The sequence below is a fragment of the Pseudomonas sp. 2725 genome (assembly GCF_050434585.1).
GTDB lineage: Bacteria > Pseudomonadota > Gammaproteobacteria > Pseudomonadales > Pseudomonadaceae > Aquipseudomonas > Aquipseudomonas jessenii.
The window spans coordinates 682,155-705,510 of record NZ_JBNDIV010000003.1 but is presented as its reverse complement, the minus strand read 5'-3'; the positions used below and the strand labels follow the sequence as shown (position 1 = coordinate 705,510).

Here is a 23,356-nt window from a genome sequence, read left to right as displayed (position 1 = left end):
CTAAAAGTGTTGGGGCTGAAAAAACAAAACCCCCGGTCGGGAGGCCGACCGGGGGTTGAGAATTCTCTGGTGGCGACCCGTTTAAAGTGGGCGCCGTGTGGGTATCAGGCGCGCCAGTGGCTAAACCAATACCCAAAATAAAAGCTGACCGGAGCACAACCGTCGTTCACCCGGGCAGCCGCAACCGAGCGCGGGGCGCTGGCGGTACCAAGCTGTAAGAGGGCGTTGAACATGGTCTGTCTCCGATGGATGGGTCGAGCTTACTAGAGGCCGGTACGCAGATTCAATCAGAAAATGCTATCGGCCAACGACGTCCCTTTCTATCGCTTGAGTACCCCGAAGGTTGTGACACACTCTGCGCTTCAATAAAAAACATATCGTCACAAGGACGCACCTGACCCTCGCCGTGGAGCTGGAATGATGGAATGCCAATGGCGTCCGGCAACACCGGATGACCTGGAATTTGCCCGCGAACTGACCTGTAGAGGCATGCTGCGTTACTACATTGAGCATGACCTGTTGTGGCTGGACGAAGCGTTTGACGTGGCCTGGGCCGGGCGGGACAACCGCTTGATCGCATGGGGCGACAAAGTGCTGGGTTATGTCAGCCTGAGCCGTGACGCCAGGGCCTTGTATATCCGTGAATTGCATATCGTTGAAGCGTTTCGTGGGCAGGGCGCTGGATCCTGGGCGATCGATCAGGTACTGGTTCTAGCGCGCCGGGAACGGCGCCCGGCGTTGCGCCTGACGGTTTTCGAAAACAACCCGGCGCAAGCGTTGTACGAGCGCAAGGGATTGAGGGTGGTGGGCAAGGACGAATGTTTCCTGAGGATGCAGCTGGATATCCCCGGCCTGGATCGCTGCAACACGCTTGCGGCAAGCCTTTCAAGATGAATTGAAACTTTTAATCTGACGCTTTCCGCTAGGTCTGCCAGATGCTTTTTGCTAAGGTGTCTGACAACCCAATAAGACCAAATCGCGAGGTGTCTGCTTGATTAGGGTGCTAGTAGTCGATGACCATGATCTCGTTCGTACAGGCATTACACGAATGCTGGCTGACATCGATGGCCTGCAAGTAGTCGGCCAGGCCGAGTCGGGTGAGGAATCCCTGATCAAGGCGCGCGAGCTGAAACCCGATGTGGTGTTGATGGACGTCAAGATGCCGGGTATCGGCGGTCTTGAAGCCACTCGAAAATTATTGCGCAGTCATCCGGATATCAAGGTCGTCGCGGTGACCGTGTGTGAAGAGGACCCGTTTCCTACGCGGCTGTTGCAGGCCGGTGCGGCAGGTTACCTGACCAAGGGGGCAGGTTTGCCGGAAATGGTCCAGGCCATTCGCCTGGTGTTTGCCGGGCAACGCTACATCAGTCCGCAAATTGCCCAGCAATTGGCGATCAAGTCCTTCCAGCCGACCAACGATTCGCCTTTCGATGCCTTGTCGGAGCGGGAAATCCAGATCGCGCTGATGATCGTCGGCTGCCAGAAAGTACAGATCATTTCCGATAAACTGTGCCTGTCCCCGAAAACCGTGAACACCTACCGTTACCGCATCTTCGAAAAGCTTTCGATCAGCAGTGATGTCGAGTTGACGCTGTTGGCGGTTCGTCATGGCATGGTCGACGCCAGCCTCTGAAAATGAACGACACCTTTGATCCGAGCGCCTTTCTGTCGACCGTTAGCGGGCGCCCCGGTGTGTACCGCATGTTCGACAGCGAAGCGCGGTTGCTCTACGTCGGCAAGGCGAAGAACCTCAAGAATCGCCTGTCGAGCTACTTTCGCAAGACCGGGCTTGCCCCCAAGACCGCCGCGCTGGTGGCGCGTATCGCCCAGGTCGAGACGACGATCACCGCCAACGAAACCGAAGCCTTGCTGCTTGAGCAGACGCTGATCAAGGAATGGCGCCCGCCCTATAACATCCTGCTGCGCGACGATAAATCCTACCCCTACGTCTTTCTCTCCGACGGAGAGTTTCCGCGCCTGAGCATTCATCGCGGCGCGAAAAAGGCCAAGGGCAAGTATTTCGGGCCTTATCCGAGTGCCGGCGCGATCCGCGAAAGCCTGAGCCTGCTGCAAAAGACGTTTTTCGTTCGGCAATGCGAAGACAGTTACTACAAGAACCGCACGCGCCCTTGCCTGCAATACCAGATCAAGCGCTGCAAGGCGCCCTGTGTCGGGCTGGTGGAGCCGCAGGTGTACGCCGAGGATGTCCGCCATTCGGTGATGTTTCTTGAAGGGCGCAGCAATGCACTGACTGACGAGTTGTCCGCCGGGATGGAAGAGGCGGCGATCAATCTCGAATTCGAACGAGCAGCCGAGTTGCGGGACCAGATTGCGTTACTGCGCCGGGTCCAGGATCAACAGAGCATGGAGGGCGGGACCGGGGACGTCGATGTGATTGCCGCCTTCGTCAACCCGGGCGGCGCCTGTGTTCATTTGATCAGCGTGCGGGGCGGGCGGGTACTGGGAAGCAAGAACTTTTTCCCTCAAGTCGGTATTGAAGAAGACGTTTCCGAAGTCATGGCCGCATTTCTAGGCCAGTACTTCATCAGCAGTCCTGAACGCGACTTGCCAAGCGAACTGATCGTCAATGTGGTCCACGATGACTTTCCCACGCTGATCGCCGCCATCGACGAGTTGCGCGGTCGTGAACTGACCATCAGCCATCGCGTGCGGGGCACGCGGGCGCGCTGGCAGCAATTGGCGGTGACCAATGCCGAGCAGGCACTGAGTGCGCGCCTGGCGAATCGTCAGCACATTACGGCGCGCTTCGATGCACTGGCCGAGGTGCTGAAGCTGGATGAACCTCCACAGCGCCTTGAGTGCTACGACATCAGTCACTCCAGCGGCGAGGCGACGGTGGCGTCCTGCGTGGTCTTCGGTCCCGAAGGTCCGATCAAGGCCGATTACCGCCGGTACAACATTGAGGGCGTTACGGCCGGCGATGATTACGCGGCGATGCATCAGGCGCTGACCCGACGCTTCAGCAAACTGAAGGACGGGGAGGGCAAGCTGCCGGATATCCTGCTGGTGGACGGCGGTAAAGGTCAGTTGTCCATGGCCCGTGACGTGCTCGATGAACTGGCCGTGCCTGACCTGATTCTGCTGGGCGTGGCAAAAGGTGCGACGCGCAAGGCCGGTTTCGAAACCCTGTACCTGAACGACGCTGCACATGAGTTCACCTTGCGCGGGGATTCGCCCGCGCTGCACCTGATCCAGCAGATTCGCGACGAAGCCCACCGGTTTGCCATTACAGGGCACCGCGCCCGACGTGGAAAAACCCGTCGGACGTCTACACTGGAAGGCGTCGCCGGCGTCGGACCCACACGTCGGCGTGATTTGTTGAAACATTTTGGTGGATTGCAGGAGCTGTCTCGTGCAAGCATCGAAGAAATTGCCAAAGCCCCCGGGATCAGTAAAAAGCTCGCAGAGTTGATTTATGCAAATCTGCACAGCGAGTAGAATGCCCCCTCACCTCGCAGCCAGTTGTGCCGATGAATATCCCTAATCTGATTACCGTTCTACGCGTTCTGCTCATACCGATCTTCATTTTGCTGTTCTACCTGCCTTACCAGTGGAGCTACATGGCCTCCGCTTCGGTCTTCGCATTCGCTGCCGCGACCGACTGGCTGGACGGGTACCTGGCCCGCCGGCTGGAACAAAGCACACCGTTCGGGGCTTTCCTCGATCCGGTTGCCGACAAGCTGATGGTTGCGGTTGCATTGGTCCTGTTGGTGCAGGAACACGGAAACCTGTGGCTCACGCTGCCGGCTGCCGTGATCATCGGTCGCGAGATTGTCGTCTCGGCACTGCGCGAGTGGATGGCCGAACTGGGCGCTCGTGCCCACGTCGCCGTATCGAACCTGGGCAAATGGAAAACCGCCGCGCAAATGTTGGCGCTGGTGATCCTGCTGGCCAATTCCAAGGATTTCAGTTTCTGGGTCTTGCTGGGCTACACCTTGCTGATGGTGTCGGCTGGCCTGACTTTGTGGTCGATGGTCCAGTACCTGCGGGCTGCCTGGCCACATCTGAAGACCGACGTTGAAAAGAAATAAAACTTTTTTGAATCAAAGGGTTGACGGGGCTTCTGGATTCTATAGAATGCGCCACACCAAGACGCGGGAATAGCTCAGTTGGTAGAGCACGACCTTGCCAAGGTCGGGGTCGCGAGTTCGAGTCTCGTTTCCCGCTCCAAGTTTGTACGCATTTGATGTCGCGCTACTGACAGCAAATGTTTTGAGGCCGAGTAGCAAAATGGTTATGCAGCGGATTGCAAATCCGCCTACGCCGGTTCGATTCCGACCTCGGCCTCCACTAATAAACAAGCTCCGTAGATCTATGATTTACGGAGCTTTTTTATTTGCAGTAGCCTGCAAGATTTAGTCTTGAAAAGGGTATTTGCGAACTTGCTTCACTGGGGCGGGATGTATATATTTCCACCTCTGCTGCACAAGCGTCAGAACTGCCAGAGCGTTATTTGGCAAAAGCTTGACGCTTCACCGCGCTACCGCCCGAATGGCGAAACTGGTAGACGCATGGGACTTAAAATCCCCCGCTCGTAAGGGCGTGCCGGTTCGATTCCGGCTTCGGGCACCATATAAATCAAGGGTTTGCGAGCGAAAGCTGGGCAAACCCTTGTTCGTTTCTGGTCCGGAATTATTGGATTGGTCCGCAATTCACTTGGTTGGTGAGACTTTTTTCCCTTTCCTGTTGCGGTTGTACTGCTCGGTCATTACAACGGTTGTATGCCCAAGTTGATCTCTGGCCTGCAAAATGTCACCGCTTGATTCGGCCTTGTCCGTACCGGCTTTGGAGCGTAAATCGCGCATTTGAAACTCGGACTTTGCGACACAAGCCGCTTCCCTGGCCAAGTCAAATCTTCCTCGTAACATCGCCACCGACATTGGTGTGCCATCCTCGAAAGCTTTTCCGATGACCAATTTTGATGATCTCCGAACGGTGGCTACGACTCAGTCAATCGGCAGTTGATTGAGGAGATGACGTTAGCAAGACAGATCTTTCACACCGAGCGCACCCAACAATGCTTGCTGATCCATTCTCGTCGGGCCAAGTGCCTGCGATTAAGCGTGTCGAGGCTACAAAGCATCGATTGATTGTGGAGAGCACGCGAAAAGGGTTAGGGTGGCTCAAGCGCCGTACTCCGTGACCGGATGCGACAGGGGGTAGTGGCAATTTGGTTGTGGGTGAGCGATTAATCTTTCAGGCCGGCATGGGGTCGGTTTAAGGAGATGCAGTGGTTAGTGATCGCGAAATTGCACTGGAACAAGCGCTTGTAGCAATTATTGGAGCGGCCGTCGCCAGCGGGCTTGATGTAAAAAGCCTGATGGACAACGCGACAGCCGGCTTACTTGGAAATGCTGCATACCGCTGGGCTGAACATCCGCATGTGTTAAACGCCATTAAAGTGATGAATGATGCATATGATCAAGTCAAGTAGTGGAGACTGCGCCAGCGCAGTAGCTAGACCGCCACATTTCGACACCGGTCTTGGCGAGCCCTACTAGCTTTCGCGACCACTTTTCAGAAACTACGATTTCAGGTCGCGACATGTTGGCGAAGCGGGCAGACTGATCGGCAGGTGCTTTGGCCAGATTGATGAGGAGCGTGGACACCGTCTCCTGCCACTCCTCGAAGTCGTGGCGCTCGCCCGGCACGTGGTTGTTGATAAGCGCTTCCAGAGTTTCTTGGTGGATGGTTTTTTTATGACTCATCCCACCGGAACGCGGCGATCTTTTCCATCCCGCTAAAGACCAAGTTCATCGTCGAATGATAGCCGCAGCTGATGCTTTCCAGCAGCATGACGGTCAGGTAGGCCGCTATGAAATCGACTTCATTCTGCTGATCTCTGGCTTCGTTCATTTGCGAAATGATGGGAATCATGTAATTGACTTTTCCCTCAACCGACAACGCCATAAACCCAGGTAGTCCGCCTATGTCGTTTTCCAGGGCCCGTTGATACTTCCGCAGCCTGTGAGACGTCATCAGCTTGATGGTGGTACTGAGGGGTTTGAGACGGAGCGAGAGTCCCTCGAGGTCTAGTTCAAGCGCTAGTTGTCGCTCGGGTTTGAAAAACAGCATGCCGAACTCCCATCCTGATTAGCGCCTTCACTCTTAAGACGCAAATGTATGCGCTGCTGCGCCAGAAGTTGGGGTCTTGGTTCGCCATCAGTGGCGCAGTTTTCAACCAGCAGGGCCTTGTCGGTACTGGGCAATTGAACATAGCCCCCGTTACTCGTAACGCGCGGGCTACCTTTTTGTTGCGGCCCGCGCTTCAGCGTTTTGCACCGCTCCTTGAATGTAGTCAAAGCCCATCGATCACCGGCAAGGCTTGCAGCGGATCTCGATCAACCCCTGAACTGTCTCCCATACTCAAGCATGATCCATGCCCGTTCGTTGTTCACGTCGGCCACCCACTGCGTCGCTTCCTCGGCTCTGATCTCCCCGGCCAGGCATTCGTTTCTTGCACCAGATGCCGCGCCTTGGCGTACTTGGGGGCGGAGGAGGGCTTTTTGACCTGCGCGCGCCGTCGTCCCCCAGCCACGCCTGCGGTCTGAATGTGTCGTTTTTTCTGCATACCTGCACCCGGCTAAAACAGGCCCAGGTTGGGGGTTGTGTACGCGAATGTGGGGCGGAGAAAGCCTGCAGATCGATGGGTCAACATGAAAAGCCTGAAGCACCTAAGGGGAGGGTGCAGGCAGAGGTCCATCTGCTGTTTTTGCGTGCAAACACACAAACGGACCCCAATATGCACGCAGCGGCGTTCTTTAAGCCTTGTGCTGCTCGTCAGTTCAAAGCGGCTGCGATCAAGGGGATCTCGTATCTGGACTGCAAAAAGAATGCGAGGGTGGTTTCCTAGGCCACCCTCGCATCCGTTCACGCGCAAAGCTTCAAGCACTGCCAAAAAAGACGTCGGTATTCAGAACATCAACCCCGACCAAGGTGATGGTCGTTGTTTGTCCGCCCGTCTCGGCAACCGTCACGATGCTGTCGGCACCGGTGTTGTTGATCGATTGGACAACGGCGTTCGGGTCGCCGTTGAGCACCAGCCTGTCCCGCACGCCCAGGCCCGCATCGAAGCCGCTGACCTGGTACAGGTTCTCATTGACTGACAGATCGATGTTGAACGCATCCTGCTCACCGCCCGTGCCAACCAGCGTGAAGTCGAAGGAAGCGTTGGCCGGGTCGTTGGCGAACAGGTTGGCGTCAAAGGTACTCGTCGCCGAGTCCCCATCCTTGTCCGTCAGCGTCGCGCTGAACGCCAGCTGGACATCGCTGGCCAGACTCTCGCTCTGCTGAATGAACTGGATCACGGGGATCTTGACATCGCCCCGGCCCATCGTCAGTTGAACCGCGTCGATCAGTGTCGCGCCCGCCTTCTCGACGAGGAAGGACACCTGCCCGCCAGCCTCCGGCGTCAGGGTGTTCACCTCGATGCGGTCCGAAAACGTGCCATCCGCGTAGTAGATCCGGTAGTACAGGTCCTCGGTCGCGGTGTTGTAACCCGCCACGGAGTTGTCGATGAAGACCTTCATTGCCGTCAGCAGGCTCTCTGGGTTGATGACGAAACTTTCATCGGCGGCGCTGATTGCCGCCAGGTTATCGCCCTGGAACACGTTGTTGGCGACGCCGATGCCGGACGTGCTGACGTTCATGGATGCGGGGTCGATGTACGACGGCAGGGGGTTGGTCTGTAGCGCGGCTTCCGTAGGGTCGGGTGCTCCGAGCCCGATACCGGTCAGGATGTCCGCGGTCGACGCCAGCGCCTTCGCGGAAAAGAACACGATCTCCTCGGATGTCGAAGGAATAGCCGGGTTACTCGTCTGCGGAATCAACAATGTGCGCACCGAATCCGGGCCACCGGCAGCGAGCGAGCCGTCGGCACTGCTGAGCACGATCGTCGAACTGAAGCCTTGCACCAGATCCAGTGCATAGCGACCATCGGCATAGGCGGTCAACGTGTAGTCGACGGTGGTATTCGCCGTTGCGGCATTGTTGTCGAAATCACCGGTCAAGGTTCCCGCGAACCGGTACGCGCCATTGACATCCGGTGATGGCGACAGCTCGCTGAGCGTGCCGGTCCCGGTCGTGGTCGTGTTGTCCGGCCTGACGAGAGTGAACTGGTTATTGACCAACGAGATATCCAGACCGGCCGCCCCCAGCCCGTCGGCTCCCGTCGCCATATTCCAGAACCCGGATTGCGCAAGGACGCTACCGGTCCCGATCAGGTTGCCGAAACTGAGTGCCGGCCCATCGTCCTTGAACACCAGGTTCTGCCCGATGTTCAGCGTTGCCTGGGCGCTGTCGCCGTCCCTGTCGGTCTTGGTCGCCGTCAGCGTCACCAGATTGTCAGAGGTCAACGTCTTCGAATCATCGGGATTGCTTGGGTCGGAATGCACCACGGCGCGGAGCTGGTCGAGCGTGACACTGCCATTGGCGGCGACGCTGACCGTGAACACCAGCAGATTACTCGTGGCCGTGCGGCCTTCCACCACGGTGCCATTGAGCGACAGATTCACCGCCTGGTTCGAGGCCGTGTCCGTCAATCCAGAAGCCCCGGCCACCACGCCCAGCGCATAGGTCAGGGTGCCCGCACCATCGGCGCCAAACGCCGAGGTGAAGTTGGCGGCAAAGCTCTGGGTATCATTGGTCGCCAGCACCGTCTCGTCCACTGTCAGCGTCGGTTCCGCGCCGGTGGTACTGATGCTTGGCCCGTCGTCCTTGAACACCAGGTTCTGCCCGATGTTCAGGGTCGCCTGGGCGCTGTCGCCCTCCTTGTCGGTAATGCTCGCGGTCAGCGTCACCAAGTTGTCCGAGGTCAGGCTCGTCGAGTCATCCGGATTGGTGGTGTTGGAATGCACCACAGCGCGGAGCTGGTCGAGGGTGACATCACCGTTGGCGGCCACGCTGGCCGTGAACACCAGCAGGTTGCCGAGGGCCGTGCGGCCTTCGACCACGGTGCCGTTGAGCGACAGGTTCACCGCCTCGCCTGTCTCCGTGTCGGTCAACCCGGAAGCTCCGGCCACCACGCCCAACGCATAGGTCAGGGTGCCGGCACCATCGGCACCAAACGCCGAATTGAAGTTGGCGGCAAAGTTCTGGGTGGCGTTGGTCGCCAGTACCGTTTCGTCCACCATCAGTGTCGGTTCCACGCCGGTGGTGGTGATGCTCGGCCCGTCATCCTTGAACGCCAGGTTCTGCCCGATGTTCAGCGTCGCCTGGGCGCTGTCGCCGTCCCCGTCGGTCTTGGTCGCGGTCAGCGTCACCAGGTTGTCCGAGGTCAGGCTCGTCGAGTCATCCGGGTTGGTTGGGTCGGGATGCACCACGGCGCGGAGCTGGTCAAGCGTGACGCTGCCATTGGCGGCCACACTGACGGTGAACACCAGCAGGTCGCTCGTGGCCGTGCGGCCTTCGACCACGGTGCCATTGAGTGACAGGTTCACCGCATGGCCCGTGGCCGTATCGGTCAACCCGGAGGCTCCGGCCACCACGCCCAGCGCATAGGTCAGCGTGCCCGGACCATCAGCGCCAAACGCCGAGGTGAAGTTGGCGGCAAAACTCTGGGTGGCGTTGGCGTCCAGTACTGTCTCGTCCACCGTCAACGTCGGTTCCACGCCGGTGGTACTGATGCTCGGCCCGTCGTCCTTGAACACCAGGTTCTGCCCGATGTTCAGCGTCGCCTGGGCGCTGTCGCCGTCCCCGTCGGTCTTGGTTGCCGTCAGCGTCACCAGGTTGTCCGAAGTCAGGCTCGTCGAATCATCGGGATTGGTGGTGTTGGAATGCACCACGGCCCTGATCTGGTCGAGCGTGACGCTGCCGTTGGCGGCCACACTGACGGTGAACACCAGCAGGTCGCTCGTGGCCGTGCGGCCTTCGACCACCGTGCCGTTGAGTGAGAGGTTCACCGCATGGCCCGTGGCCGTGTCGGTCAACCCGGAGGCTCCGGCCACTACGCCCAGCGCATAGGTCAGCGTGCCGGCGCCATCGGCGCCAAACGCCGAGGTGAAGTTGGCGGCAAAGCTCTGGGTATCGTTGGTCGCCAGTACTGTTTCGTCCACCGTCAGCGTCGGCTCCGTGCCGGTGGTATTGATGCTTGGTCCGTCGTCCTTGAATACCAGGTTCTGCCCGATGTTGAGGGTCGCCAGGGCGCTGTCGCCGTCCTTGTCGGTCTTGGTTGCCGTCAGTGTCACCAGGTTGTCCGAGGTCAGGCTCGTCGAGTCATCAGGATTGGTGGTATTGGAATGCACCACAGCGCGGAGCTGGTCGAGGGTGACATCACCGTTGGCAGCCACGCTGACCGTGAACACCAGCAGGTCGCTCGTGGCCGTGCGGCCTTCGACCACAGTGCCGTTGAGTGAGAGGTTCACCGCATGGCCCGTGGCTGTGTCGGTCAACCCGGAAGCTCCGGCCACTACGCCTAGCGCATAGGTCAGCGTGCCGGCACCATCGGCGCCAAACGCCGAGGTGAAGTTGGCGGCAAAGCTCTGGGTGGCGTTGGCGTCCAGTACTGTCTCGTCCACCATCAACGTCGGTTCCACGCCAGTGGTACTGATGCTCGGCCCGTCGTCCTTGAACACCAGGTTCTGCCCGATGTTCAGCGTCGCCTGGGCGCTGTCGCCGTCCCCGTCGGTCTTGGTTGCCGTCAGCGTCACCAGGTTGTCCGAGGTCAGGCTCGTCGAATCATCGGGATTGGTGGTGTTGGAATGCACCACGGCCCTGATCTGGTCGAGCGTGACGCTGCCGTTGGCGGCCACACTGACGGTGAACACCAGCAGATCGCTCGTGGCCGTGCGGCCTTCGATCACAGTGCCGTTGAGCGACAGGTTCACCGCATGGCCCGTGGCCGTGTCGGTCAACCCGGAGGCTCCGGCCACTACGCCCAGCGCATAGGTCAGCGTGCCGGCGCCATCGGCGCCAAACGCCGAGGTGAAGTTGGCGGCAAAGCTCTGGGTGGCGTCGGCGTCCAGTACCGTCTCGTCCACCGTCAGCGTGGGTTCCACGCCAGTGGTACTGATGCTTGGTCCGTCATCCTTGAACACCAGGTTCTGCCCGATGTTGAGGGTCGCCTGGGCGCTGTCGCCATCCCCGTCGGTCTTGGTTGCCGTCAGTGTCACCAGGTTGTCCGAGGTCAGGCTCGTCGAGTCATCAGGATTGGTGGTATTGGAATGCACCACGGCGCGGAGCTGGTCGAGGGTGACGCTGCCATTGGCGGCGACGCTGACCGTGAACACCAGCAGGTTGCCGAGGGCCGTGCGGCCTTCGACCACTGCACCGTTGAGCGACAGGTTCACCGCCTCGCCGGTGGCCGTGTCGGTCAGCCCGGAGGCTCCGGCCACCACGTCCAGCGCATAGGTCAGGGTACCCGCACCATCAGCGCCAAACGCCGAATTGAAGTTGGCGGCGAAGCTCTGGGTGGCGTTGGTCGCCAGCACCGTTTCGTCCACCATCAGTGTCGGTTCCACGCCGGTGGTGTTGATGCTCGGTCCGTCGTCGTCGAAGATGATCTTGGAGCCGATTTCGGTTTTCGAAATAGAGGCCTGGACCAGCGTGAAACCACCGATATCAAAGTCGGCGTGCTCATTGCCCTTGGCATTGACGGCCGCACCGTTCTCGATAAGCACGCGGTTGTGATCCGCCGTAGTGGTGTATTCAATCTGGTAGCCGGCTTTAATGCCGGTGAGGGTTGCGACCCCTGCAGCAAAGCTGATGGTAATGGCCGGATCATTCGCCGAGCCGTCTGAATTCTCGATCACCTGCCCGGCGCTGTTGAAGACGCGAACATTGGTGATGGCCACCGTCGCATCATTCGCATATCCATTGATGAAATTCACGCCAGGTTCAGCCGCGGTGCTGGATGCGCTGATTCTTACCACGGCACTCTTGCCGCTTTGCAGCTGCACAACGTCGAAACTGGCCGACTTCGCATTGAAGACGTCGGTAAAGTCGACGTTGGATTCAAGATCGGCTTCGTTCTGGTCCAGGTTGGGAATGGTCACATTCTGCCTGGCACCCGTGACGAACGAAAAGCGAATGCCCTCTTGCTCCACAATCATCTGATTGTTGGTGCCGAAGGTGGTCGGGCCACCCGCCTGGCTGGTATTGATCGTGTCGCCAGTCGTTATATTGGCGCCGCTTGACTGGTCTGCGGGGTCTTTGCCGGTGGCGATGATGGTGGGATCCGTGATCCGCAACACACCACCAACATCGACAACGTTCGGGTTCGCCTTCGTGAACATCAGGAACAGGTTCTGACCGGAGGGTGCATTGGCCAGACTGAATTCCATGTCCTGGCTGGCGCCGATGAAAACCTTATCCAGCAGATTGAGCGAATCATCGGCATTCGTCATAACGGGATGTTTGAGCGGTTGGTACTCCACGGTCCAGATCTTGCCGCCCGTGACCGGCGAACCGGTTTCTTCAATGTAGGCAGCGAACACGATCGCGCCGCTTGCGCTTCCGGCTCGACCCACGACGATGTTGTTGTTCGTATCCGTATAGAGAAGGATGCTGGTGCCATCGAGGGTATCCAGCCCGCTGTCCACGCCATTGAGCGGTGCGCCAGAGATGCCGACGAAGCTGATATCGGTAATGCTTGCTCCGGGGTCAGCGGTGATGGTGAATGCATTGCTGCCGGTGTTGCCCACGGCACCGGTATAGCCACTCAAGGCCGCACCCGTTGCGGTACCTGCCCCCAGTGCGGCCAAACGGGTGGCGAAGGTCGAGGGCAGCGACGCCACCAAAATGTCATTGTCGTCAGCGTCCCCCGCAGGGGTTGGCGTGGCAGTGGCATTCTGCAACCCGGCCGTTTCGTCCAGCGTTACGTCCTCGCCGGTCGCCACTACGCCCAAAACGCTGTCCGTAAAGGACGTAGTCGCCATGGCGTCGTCACCCGTGCCGACCACTCCATCGGCGCCCGCAGAGGCCGCTGTCAGCAGAAACGTTGCGCCTGCCGAGTCGTCGGGATTCACGTACCACGAAGTGGTGACGCTGCCGTTGACTTGGCCGTCAAGATCGCCGGCGCCACCGTCGGTCACGGACCAGGGCTCGTGTCCCTCGCCGGTATTGGTATCGAGCACGTCGTCGGACGTACCCCACACACTATCCGCGCCGGCACCGATGGCGTGGTCCACTTCGAGTGTCACGGTGCTGCCGGCGGCGAAAGCGCTGGCCGTGATGATGGCGGTGCTGCCGGGGGCGTAGTCTTCAAGGTTGGTGGTGACGGTCGGAATGTAGGTAAAAGTCCAGTCGTGGCTGACGGGTGAAGGATGGTCACCGGCGTTATTGGCCAGGTCACTCGTGGGCGATGAGGTTTTTTTGCGCATAGTCATGACTTTCTCCTGAGCGGGGTCCAGTCATCGGGGGGCGACCTTGGACCATTTTTGGTTCTATTGGTCACAACTATGAACATGCGCCGCAGGCTGCACATCGACTGATACTCCTAGGCGGACTAGGAGTTTCAGGCTATTGGGAAGGGGAGACGGGATGACGCGAAGGAACCGAGCCGCATATTCCGCTTGTGAATGAGGACATGGCGCTGCTGTTCAAGGTCGCCGGGGCTTTAACCGCCAGCGCGTCGAACTGAGGCTGAACCTGCTCAGGCGGTCGGGTAGAAAGGCGACATGGATTTAACTGGTCGAGAAGGGCCGCTTTTTGGCCGATAGCAGTCTGTCGAATCAGTTTGAGCTTGGCTTGAATGAACACGCAGCCAGATTAAACAGGCACTCCAAAGCACCCCCAAGGAGCAGCCATTGGCAGTTCCTTGGGGATCTCCTTCGTCATTCAGATTGTGCCGGGCATAAAAAACTACCCTCAGGCCTGCGGAACTCATCGAAATGAGCCTCGTAGGTGCTTATCGATGACAATCACTCCTCTGAAACCCCTGGGTGCTAAGCAGGGCGCGGTGCTTCAACAGGCGGGGTTCCGTCGTGAAACATCGTCTTCAGTTGAGCACGCAGTTCTGGTGAGTCGGTGTGCTTGTGAACACTGACCGCATGTTGCGCGGCGGCCTCGAGCAGTTCGTTTTCAGAGTCTGCGGACAGTGCGATTGAGCAGTGGGAATCGCTCGGAAACTCGCGGCAGTCGATGTATTTACGCGCCATGAATGTTTTCCTCCCTACGACGAAGGCAGGCCGTGGCCTGCGTGAACGATCGCTCGACGCGTCCCCCCTACATCAAACACGACTGCATGCCGCATCGAGTGTGCCGATCGTTAAAGTATAGGCCCACCGATGTCAGGGTAGTTGTGCCAGACATAGAAAACGGTCGCGCGGAAACAGGGAGCAGATCGCGACGGCTCGGCATTTACCTGAAACTGCTGCGCATCGAAGAAAATCTCTCAGCCGCGTGGGCAGGGTGATGGTCAGTATCAATGACCACCCGGACATTCGCCGCGCATGCGATCATCCGAATCTCTTATCTGAACTGCAAAAAGAATACGAGGGTGGTTTCCTAGGCCACCCTCGCATCCGTTCACGCGCAAAGCTTCAAGCACTGCCAAAAAAGACGTCGGTATTCAGAACATCAACCCCGACCAAGGTGATGGTCGTTGTTTGTCCGCCCGTCTCGGCAACCGTCACGATGCTGTCGGCACCGGTGTTGTTGATCGATTGGACAACAGCGTTCGGGTCGCCGTTGAGCACCAGCCTGTCCCGCACGCCCGGGCCCGCATCGAAGCCGCTGACCTGGTACAGGTTCTCATTGACTGACAGATCGATGTTGAACGCATCCTGCTCACCGATCGTGCCAACCAACGTGAAGTCGAAGGGTGCGTTGTCCGGTTCGTTGGCGAACAGGTTGGCGTCAAAGGTACTCGTCGCCGAGTCCCCGTCCTTGTCCGTCAGCGTCGCGCTGAACGCCAGCTGGACATCGCTGGCCAGACTCTCGCTCTCCTGAATGAACTGGATCACCGGGATCTTGATATCGCCCCGGCCCATCGTCAGCTGAACCGCGTCGATCAGTGTCGTACCCGCCTTCTCGACGAGGAAGGACACCTGCCCGCCAGCCTCCGGCGTCAGGGTGTTCACCTCGATGCGGTCCGAAAACGTGCCATCCGCGTAGTAGATCCGGTAGTACAGGTCCTCGGTCGCGGTGTTGTAACCCGCCACGGAGTTGTCGATGAAGACCTTCATTGCCGTCAGCAGGCTCTCTGGATTGATGACGAAACTTTCATCGACGGCGCTGATTGCCGCCAGGTTATCGCCCTGGAGCACGTTGTTGGCGACGCCGATGCCGGACGTGCTGACGTTCATGGCCCTCGGGTCGATGTACGACGGCAGGGGGTTGGTCTGTAGCGCGGCTTCGGTAGGGTCGGGTGCTCCGAGCCCGATGCCGGTCAGGATGTCCGCGGTCGACGCCAGCGCCTTCGCGGAAAAGAACACGATCTCCTCGGATGCCGAAGGAATAGCCGGGTTGCTCGTCTGCGGAATCAACAATGTGCGCACCGGATCCGGGCCGCCGGCAGCGAGCGAGCCGTCGGCACTGCTGAGCACGATCGTCGAACGGAAGCCTTGCACCAGATCCAGTGCATAGCGACCATCGGCATAGGCGGTCAACGTGTAGTCGACGGTGGTATTCGCCGTTGCGGCGTTGTTGTCGAAATCACCGGTCAAGGTTCCCGCGAACTGGTACGCGCCATTGGCATCCGGTGACAGCGCCAGCTCGCTGAGCGTGCCGGTCCCGGTCGTGGTCGTGTTGTCTGGCCTGACGAGAGTGAACTGGTTATTGACCAACGAGATATCCAGACCGGCCGCCCCCAGCCCGTCGGCTCCCGTCGCCATATTCCAGAACCCGGATTGCGCAAGGACGCTACCGGTCCCGATCAGGTTGCCGAAACTGAGTGCCGGCCCGTCGTCCTTGAACACCAGGTTCTGCCCAATGTTCAGCGTCGCCTGGGCGCTGTCGCCGTCCCCGTCGGTCTTGATCGCCGTCAGCGTCACCAGGTTGTCCGAGGTCAACGACTTCGAATCATCGGGATTGCTTGGGTCGGAATGCACCACGGCGCGGAGCTGGTCCAGCGTGACGCTGCCATTGGCGGCTACGCTGACCGTGAACACCAGCAGATTACTCGTGGCCGTGCGGCCTTCCACCACGGTGCCATTGAGCGACAGGTTCACCGCCTGGTTCGAGGCCGTGTCCGTCAATCCGGAAGCCCCGGCCACCACGCCCAGCGCATAGGTCAGGGTGCCCGCACCATCGGCGCCAAACGCCGAGGTGAAGTTGGCGGCAAAGCTCTGGGTATCATTGGTCGCCAGCACCGTCTCGTCCACTGTCAGCGTCGGTTCCGCGCCGGTGGTACTGATGCTTGGCCCGTCGTCCTTGAACACCAGGTTCTGCCCGATGTTCAGGGTCGCCTGGGCGCTGTCGCCCTCCTTGTCGGTAATGCTCGCGGTCAGCGTCACTAGGTTGTCCGAGGTCAGGCTCGTCGAGTCATCCGGATTGGTGGTGTTGGAATGCACCACAGCGCGGAGCTGGTCGAGGGTGACATCACCGTTGGCAGCCACGCTGGCCGTGAACACCAGCAGGCTGGTGGTGGCCGTGCGGCCCTCGACCACGGTGCCGTTGAGCGACAGGTTCACCGCCTCGCCTGTCTCCGTGTCGGTCAACCCGGAAGCTCCGGCCACCACGCCCAACGCATAGGTCAGGGTGCCGGCACCATCGGCACCAAACGCCGAATTGAAGTTGGCGGCAAAGTTCTGGGTGGCGTTGGTCGCCAGTACCGTTTCGTCCACTGTCAGCGTCGGCTCCGTGCCGGTGGTATTGATGCTCGGCCCGTCGTCCTTGAACACCAGGTTCTGCCCGATGTTGAGGGTCGCCTGGGCGCTGTCGCCGTCCCCGTCGGTCGTGGTCGCCGTCAGCGTCACCAGGTCGTCCGAGGTCAAACTCGTCGAGTCATCCGGATTGGTTGGGTCGGGATGCACCACGGCGCGGAGCTGGTCGAGGGTGACATCACCATTGGCGGCCACGCTGACCGTGAACACCAGCAGGTTGCCGAGGGCCGTGCGGCCTTCGACCACGGTGCCGTTGAGCGACAGGTTCACCGCCTCACCGGTGGCCGTGTCGGTCAACCCGGAAGCTCCGGCCACCACGTCCAGCGCATAGGTCTGCGTGCCGGCCCCATCGGCGCCAAACGCCGAGTTGAAGTTGGCGGCAAAGCTCTGGGTGTCGTTGGTCGCCAGTACCGTCTCGTCCACCGTCAGCGTCGGCTCCGTGCCGGTGGTGCTGATGCTCGGCCCGTCGTCGTCGAAGATCATCTTGGAGCCGATTTCGGTGGTCGTAACAGAGGCTTTGACCAGCGTGAAACCACCGATATCAAAGTCGGCGTGGTCATTGCCCTTGGCATTGACGGCCGCACCGTTCTCGATAAGCACGCGGTTGTGATCCGCCGTAGTGGTGTATTCAATCTGGTAGCCGGCTTTAATGCCGGTGAGGGTTGCGACCCCTGCAGCAAAGCTGATGGTAATGGCCGGATCATTCACCGATCCGTCTGAATTCTCGATCACCTGCCCGGTGCTGTTGAAGACGCGAACATTGGTGATGGCCACCGTCGCATCATTCGCATATCCATTGATGAAATTCACGCCAGGTTCAGCCGCGGTGCTGAATGCGCTGATTTTTACGATAGCGCTCTTGCCGCTTTGCAATTGCACAACGTCGAAATTGGCCGACTTCGTGTTGTAGACGTCGGTAAAGTCGACGTTGGATTCAAGGTCGGCTTCGTTCTGATCCAGGTTGGGAATGGTCACATTCTGCCTGGCACCTGTGACGAACGAAAAGCGGATGCCCTCTTGCTCCACAATCATCTGATTGTTGGTGCCGAAGGTGGTCGGGCCACCCGCCTGGCTGGTATTGATCGTGTCGCCAGTGTTTATGTTGACGCCGCTTGACTGGTCAGCAGGGTCCTTGCCGGTGGCAATGATGGTGGGATCTGTGATCCGCAACACACCGCCGTCATCGACAACGTTCGGGTTCGCCTTCGTGAACATCAGGAACAGGTTCTGACCGGAGGGCGCATTGGCCAGGCTGAACACCAGATCCTCACTGGCTCCGATGAAAACCTTATTCAGCAGATTGAGCGAGTCATCGGCATCCGTCATATCGGGATGCTTGAGCGGTTGGTACTCCACGGTCCAGATCTTGCCGCCCGTGACCGGCGAACCGGTTTCTTCAATGTAGGCAGCGAACACGATCGCACCGGCCGGGCCCCCGGCTCGGCCCACGACGATGTTGTTGTCGTTCGTATCGGTATAGAGAAGGATGCTGGTGCCATCGAGGGTATCGAGTCCGCTGTCCAGGCCATTGAGCGGTGCGCCTAAACTGTCGGTGAAGCTGATATCGGTAATGCTTCCTCCGGGCGCGGCGGTGACGGTGAATGCATCGCTGCCCGTGTTGCCCGCGGCACCGGTATAGCCGCTCAAGGCCGCACCCGTGGCGGTGCCTGCCCCCAGTCCGGCCAAACGGTTAGCGAAGGTCGTGGGCAGGGACGCCACCAGAATGTCGTTGTCGTCAGCGTCCCCCGCAGGGGTTGGCGTGGCAGTGGCGTTTTGCAACCCCGCCGTTTCGTCCAGGGTCACGTCCTCGCCGGTCGCCACGACGCCCAAAGCGCTGGCTGTAACCGACGTTGTCACCAATGACTCGTTGAGGTCAGTGGTGAGGGGCTGGGTGAATAGAGCGATCTGATCGTTCGTTGACGATGAGTTTTTTTTCTGAGTAGCCATGACGTTCTCCAAAGCAATTGCAGTCACCAAGGCCGGACCGCGGACCTTTTTTTGGTACATGCCACAACTATGGATAAACGCCGGACGATATACATCGGCCGATACTCCCAGGCGGGGCAGGAGATTCAGACTACTGGGAAGGGGAGACGGGATGACGCGAAGGAGCGGAGTCGAATATTCCGCCTGTGAATGAGGGCATGGCGCGGGTGTTCAAGGTTACCGGGGCTTTAACCTTCAGCGCGTCGAACTGAGGCTGAACCTGCTCAGGCGGCCGGGTAGAAAGGCGACATGGATTTAACTGGTCGAGAAGGGCCGCTTTTTGCCGAGGCTGTGTAAAAACGTTTTAGAGCAGGTTTGACAGTCAGAACCAGAACGAAAGTCGCGTTCCTACGTAAATTTCAGGTCGGGCCGATATCCCAATCATTGGCAGTCTTTACGTAGCGATGCAGATTTCAAAACAGTCTCTGCGTTTTTACACAGCCTGGACCCATTGCTACCGGTGGCGATAGTCAAAGAACGGCCTTTAGCGGTCGTTTGAACTTGAAAGTCTTATGAATAATTCGATCCAACGCTTTCAGGTTCCAAACTGGCTCCCAATTACTATTCGACCTTCAAGGCTCCCGACCCTGGCAAGTCCGTCACCAGATCGGCCCCCAGCAGCCTCGCTGGTGTGTAAGTGCCGCCAGCCCGACGCATCTGCAACAGGTAATCGACCACGGTCAACGCACCGTAGATCGTCAAGCTGTAGACGTTCGCGGTGTGCACGCGTGCCACTTTGCATTCTCCGTGAGCGTTACGGGCTTCACCCCACACATAAGTGCCTTGATCTGCACGCTTTTCGTCATCAGGGCCGATCACCGTCTTGCCGATGCGTGCCTTGAGCAGCCTCTGCACGAACGGCAAACCCAGCAGCGGACGAATGAAGTTGGCGAACCTGGCGCCGCGAATCATACCGGCAGAGCCTGGTATGAACACCTCAATGTTGGGAATGCCGGTGGTGTGCCACGCCGTGGAAACGTCACCCCAGGGAATGGTCATCGCCAGCTTCTCGCCGTCGCCGAAGTCGATACGACGCACCTGATAGGCCAACGGAACAGACACGATTTTCCCGTTGCGACGTATCTTGCCGCCCTGCGCCATGCCTTCGATTGACGTCTTGGCAGTGCCAGGCGAAAAGCTGGAGCGGGAGTCAAAACCCAGCGCCAGATGCGTTGCATCCGGCAGCGCACTCTTGAGTGCAGCGGCGACACAGTCAGTGGGGATCACGTCGAAGCCGACGCCAGGGCAAATGACTACGCCCGCCATTTGCGCACGTTCTTGCAGGGACTGGGCATGTTCGAATACGGCAATTTCGCCGGTGATATCCAGGTAGTGCGCATTGGCACGCAAGCAAGCGTCCATCATCGGGGCGGCGGTCGCCGAAAACGGCCCTGCGCAGTGCAGAACCAAACCATGACCCTTGATCTGGGCGAGCAATCGCGCCTCGTCATCCAGTCCGAAAACACGGGCTTCAAGACCCAGCTCCCGGGCCAGGACTTCGATCCTGTCGCGGCTTCGTCCCGCCAAAACCGGCCTGAGTCCACGCTTGACGGCTTCGCGAGCGATCAACTCGCCGGTATAACCGTAGGCGCCATAGATCATCCATTTCATGTGCGTCACAGGGTTGTCTTGCTGACTCATGCATTGCTCCTGACAGAATTGATGAAGTGCGTTATTGCCTTGCCCAATCAACGTCAGACGCTAACGTTAAAGTCAGGTTTAGAGTCAAGCAGAAGTGTGCCAGCGCCGGCGGCAAACTTTCAGAGGTGCAAGGGTTGACCTTAAAGAAAGGTTTAAGGTGAGCATGCACGGACATGCATGACTGTTGGAACCCGGATGATGTTAAAGACCTTTCTTTCTTGTGCGTTGGTATTGATTGGCGGTGCTTTCATGACCTTTTCAAATGCTGAGCCGAACGCTTCCTCTGCTATTGCGAAGGATCGCCAGATACTGGTGATCATGACCAATCACGCAAGCTATCCCTCACGAACCGACACCACGGGGCTGTGGCTGACCGAGCTGACGCATTTCACCGATGTTGTGGAAGCGGCCGGCTACACGACGGTTTTTGCCAGCCCTAAGGGTGGAGCTGTTCCTTTGGACGAACGCAGCCTCGGTTGGCTCTATATGGACAAGGCCGCCCGTGAACATTTGCAGTCACCGGCCTTTCGCGCTCGACTGAAAAACACGATACCGGTTGCCGATATCGATCCGTCTCGATTCAGCGTCATCTATTTCACGGGGGGGCACGGTGTCATGTGGGACTTCCCCGGAAACCCGGACCTGCGTCGTGTCGCCGAAAAAATCTACAACCAGGGCGGCATCGTCTCTGCTGTCTGCCATGGCGTAGCGGGACTACTGGATCTTAAGGACGAGCAAGGCCAGTTGATCATCAACGGCAGAAACATAACCGGATTCTCTGATCGCGAAGAGCTGTTTTCAGGCATGAAGAGTCAGGTTCCCTTCTTCCTGGAGGACAGGCTGATGAAACAAGGTGCGCGTTACCGTAAGGCCTGGCTGCCATTCACGCCATTTGCCATCACCGATGGAAGGCTCGTGACGGGCCAAAACCCTCAGTCGCCCAAGGCCGTGGCTGAAGCCGTAATGGCCTTGCTCTCCGCTGGCACTGTAACTCGCTAAGCCTTTGTCGACGACACGCTGAAAACACTACTGCGAGCAAACTTGAAAATTTGTCTCCATGGTGCTTGACCTTAAAGTTCAGTTTAACGTTAAGGTTTCTTTCGGCAGGCATTAAAGCCTGCTCTGGCGAATTTCGACTGGCGTGAGCAGCGCGGGTTATCAAGCGCAGTGAGTGCTCAGCGAAGTTCTCTGGTCGACGCCATCAAGCCGATGCAATCACCTGGAGAGAGAAAGATTGAAACTCGCAAGCGCCGTTTTAACAGGATTGCTTTTCAACACTTTTGCCAACCATGCGTTGGCGGGGATGCCTGAAATGCCCAGCCAGAACGACACAACCATGATCGATATCGCAGGTCACCAGGTGCCTGTCGTCAAGGGCGGCTTGTACGATCGCTTTCGCTCCAATCCTCCTTTGTCGGTGATTGCAGCAGAAGCACCGGGCGTTGATTTAGGCTGGTTCAAAGGATTGGAGAAGACCAAGGTCGACATTGGCTTTGAGTCGTACTCGCCAAATTTTTACTACGAGAACAGCCGCGTGACGGCTGTCTATACGGCGGATCTGAACAAGCTCCGGGAACTCATGCCACCCGAGGTACTGGCAACCGTCCAACCCCTGCAGATCTGGCCGGGCCGAGGCTTGATCGCATTTACCGCGTACACCTATCAGCACTGCGATAACGACGCTTATAACGAAGTCGCTGTGTCGATCATCACCAACAAACCTGGCAAAGCCAATCTTGGTCCGCTCACGCTGATTGGCCAGTCGATGTCTGGAGATTTCTGGGGTTATGTGCTCAAGCTGCCGGTCAATACCGAGCTGGCGAGGGTTCGCGGTGTCGTCGGTTACAACCTGCCGAAATGGCTGACGGGCATCGACCGGAAAGAAGATGCCCAATCGGTGGTCTATGACATCACCGACAGCCAGACCGGCAAAGTGGACGTGTCCTTCAAAGCGAAGAAGCTCGACGACCTGTCCAGTGACGTCGATATCGTCACCAGCAGTTTCACGAATCTTGATCACCAAGGCCGGTTAGCCTATGGATATGCTGTTTCCCGCCAGCTCAGCCACGGCTCCAGCAGGAACGAGGATTCGGCAACCCTCACGCTGGGCGACGGCAGCCTGTCGAACTACATCCGCTCCTTGAAGCTGGGGAAAATGATGAAGTACGAATACGTGCCAGCGTTCCAAAGTGCGCTCTACGCGCCGCAGCCGTTAGCGGCACTGGCTAACGCGCACTGATTCAACGATCCGGCAAAAACCTGTCAGACCTCACAAGCCTGACAGGTGACGTTTTACTTGGACGACGCAATACCACGGCCGCGTGGTGCTGCCGCCACACCTTCCTCGCGTAGACGATGCAATAACAACTGCGTGTTGTCCACGCAACCCATGCCTTCAGGCTTACTTTCAACTCCCTCGATAACCAGAAGAAGTTGCGCTTTATTGAGTGCCAGCCGTTGCTGCAGGACTTCGATTTCCTCAACCTTGCGCTTGAGTCCACTGAGCAACTCTTCATGCCGCCAACCGTTCGCATTCATCGGCAGTAATTGTCGAATTTCTTCCAGTGAAAACCCCGCCGCCTGGGCGCCCGTGATGATCTCCAAAACCCACTCCGTATCAGGTGCATAGTCCCGATACCCATTGGCTTTGCGCCCGACAGATTTGATCAGGCCGCTCGCTTCGTAAAAGCGAATCCGTGAAGGCGCCAGTCCGCTGATTTTCGCCAGTTCGCCTATTCTCATATCCCACCCCAAAAAAGCCATTGACCTTAAAGTTGACTTTAAACCTAAAGTGATTTGGCGACCAAGCTGCGCGGATGTAATGCATTGCTAAAACGCCATGGAATTCAGGGGTGGGCGAAAACCAGACCAGGACCAATCCCTGGGAACCGCCTATTGGATGGGCTGCACGTTATTGAACAAGGGCAAGGTTCAACAAGGGGCACGAT

The 23,356-nt window shown here is 58.6% G+C and carries 14 protein-coding genes, 3 tRNA genes and 1 pseudogene; 10 read left to right on the top strand and 8 right to left on the bottom strand.

Annotated elements, in window-relative coordinates; all coding sequences use genetic code 11:
• The first annotated feature begins 420 nt into the window (after window positions 1–420).
• The 7 genes from ABIE16_RS11020 (at window position 421) to ABIE16_RS10990 (ending at window position 4,593) form a co-directional block, all read left to right on the top strand.
• A complete protein-coding gene (locus ABIE16_RS11020) occupies window positions 421–894 on the top strand; it encodes a GNAT family N-acetyltransferase (protein WP_429521170.1) in 474 nt (157 codons plus the stop codon).
• A 97-nt stretch (window positions 895–991) separates the two neighbouring features.
• The gene (gene gacA / locus ABIE16_RS11015) at window positions 992–1,633 is read left to right on the top strand and encodes a response regulator transcription factor GacA (protein WP_032829778.1); all 642 of its coding nucleotides are present in this window, start codon (window positions 992–994) and stop codon (window positions 1,631–1,633) included.
• A 2-nt stretch (window positions 1,634–1,635) separates the two neighbouring features.
• On the top strand, window positions 1,636–3,459 hold the full coding sequence (gene uvrC, locus ABIE16_RS11010; RefSeq protein ID WP_057714618.1) for an excinuclease ABC subunit UvrC: 1,824 nt from the start codon (window positions 1,636–1,638) through the stop codon (window positions 3,457–3,459).
• Between the two features lie 32 nt (window positions 3,460–3,491).
• Window positions 3,492–4,052: a CDP-diacylglycerol--glycerol-3-phosphate 3-phosphatidyltransferase gene (pgsA, locus tag ABIE16_RS11005; protein WP_057714620.1), complete on the top strand. Its 561-nt coding sequence runs from the start codon at window positions 3,492–3,494 to the stop codon at window positions 4,050–4,052.
• A 63-nt stretch (window positions 4,053–4,115) separates the two neighbouring features.
• Window positions 4,116–4,191 (top strand) — tRNA-Gly (locus tag ABIE16_RS11000).
• Between the two features lie 46 nt (window positions 4,192–4,237).
• Window positions 4,238–4,311, top strand: a tRNA-Cys gene (locus tag ABIE16_RS10995).
• Between the two features lie 195 nt (window positions 4,312–4,506).
• Window positions 4,507–4,593: transfer RNA gene (locus ABIE16_RS10990), tRNA-Leu, on the top strand.
• A gap of 80 nt (window positions 4,594–4,673) precedes the next feature.
• On the opposite strand, the pseudogene ABIE16_RS10985 reads toward ABIE16_RS10990, so the two are convergent.
• Window positions 4,674–4,916, bottom strand: a pseudogene (locus ABIE16_RS10985) (integrase); the annotation flags it as partial.
• A 335-nt stretch (window positions 4,917–5,251) separates the two neighbouring features.
• Between ABIE16_RS10985 and ABIE16_RS10980 the strand changes: the two are divergent.
• On the top strand, window positions 5,252–5,455 hold the full coding sequence (locus ABIE16_RS10980; RefSeq protein WP_057714624.1) for a hypothetical protein: 204 nt from the start codon (window positions 5,252–5,254) through the stop codon (window positions 5,453–5,455).
• Here ABIE16_RS10980 and ABIE16_RS10975 read toward each other — a convergent pair.
• The 6 genes from ABIE16_RS10975 to ABIE16_RS10950 form a co-directional block, all read right to left on the bottom strand.
• Window positions 5,448–5,729 carry a hypothetical protein gene (locus ABIE16_RS10975; protein WP_429521123.1) on the bottom strand — a complete coding sequence of 94 codons (282 nt, stop codon included), beginning with the start codon at window positions 5,727–5,729 and terminating at the stop codon, window positions 5,448–5,450. The two genes, ABIE16_RS10980 and ABIE16_RS10975, sit on opposite strands and share 8 nt — an antisense overlap.
• Window positions 5,719–6,096, bottom strand: a complete 378-nt coding sequence (locus ABIE16_RS10970; protein WP_090455531.1) for a hypothetical protein — start codon at window positions 6,094–6,096, stop codon at window positions 5,719–5,721. Before ABIE16_RS10970 ends, ABIE16_RS10975 begins: the two co-directional genes overlap by 11 nt.
• A gap of 809 nt (window positions 6,097–6,905) precedes the next feature.
• On the bottom strand, window positions 6,906–13,343 hold the full coding sequence (locus ABIE16_RS10965; protein WP_429521122.1) for a DUF5801 repeats-in-toxin domain-containing protein: 6,438 nt from the start codon (window positions 13,341–13,343) through the stop codon (window positions 6,906–6,908).
• A gap of 558 nt (window positions 13,344–13,901) precedes the next feature.
• Window positions 13,902–14,114, bottom strand: coding sequence for a DUF1059 domain-containing protein (locus ABIE16_RS10960; RefSeq protein WP_008001113.1), 213 nt, complete (start codon window positions 14,112–14,114; stop codon window positions 13,902–13,904).
• A gap of 384 nt (window positions 14,115–14,498) precedes the next feature.
• Window positions 14,499–18,728 carry a DUF5801 repeats-in-toxin domain-containing protein gene (locus ABIE16_RS10955; RefSeq protein WP_429521121.1) on the bottom strand — a complete coding sequence of 1,410 codons (4,230 nt, stop codon included), beginning with the start codon at window positions 18,726–18,728 and terminating at the stop codon, window positions 14,499–14,501.
• Between the two features lie 600 nt (window positions 18,729–19,328).
• On the bottom strand, window positions 19,329–20,408 hold the full coding sequence (locus ABIE16_RS10950; RefSeq protein WP_429521120.1) for a saccharopine dehydrogenase family protein: 1,080 nt from the start codon (window positions 20,406–20,408) through the stop codon (window positions 19,329–19,331).
• Between the two features lie 195 nt (window positions 20,409–20,603).
• Here ABIE16_RS10950 and ABIE16_RS10945 point away from each other — a divergent pair, with 195 nt between their 5' ends.
• Together ABIE16_RS10945 and ABIE16_RS10940 are read left to right on the top strand one after the other, a co-directional pair.
• Complete coding sequence (locus tag ABIE16_RS10945; protein ID WP_429521169.1) at window positions 20,604–21,407, top strand: type 1 glutamine amidotransferase domain-containing protein; 804 nt, start codon at window positions 20,604–20,606, stop codon at window positions 21,405–21,407.
• Window positions 21,408–21,642: 235 nt separating this feature from the next.
• Window positions 21,643–22,647: an acetoacetate decarboxylase (ADC) gene (locus ABIE16_RS10940; protein WP_429521119.1), complete on the top strand. Its 1,005-nt coding sequence runs from the start codon at window positions 21,643–21,645 to the stop codon at window positions 22,645–22,647.
• A 53-nt stretch (window positions 22,648–22,700) separates the two neighbouring features.
• Here the strand turns inward: ABIE16_RS10940 and ABIE16_RS10935 are convergent, their stop codons facing one another.
• A complete protein-coding gene (locus ABIE16_RS10935) occupies window positions 22,701–23,150 on the bottom strand; it encodes a MerR family transcriptional regulator (protein WP_349734412.1) in 450 nt (149 codons plus the stop codon).
• Window positions 23,151–23,356: the final 206 nt, after the last annotated feature.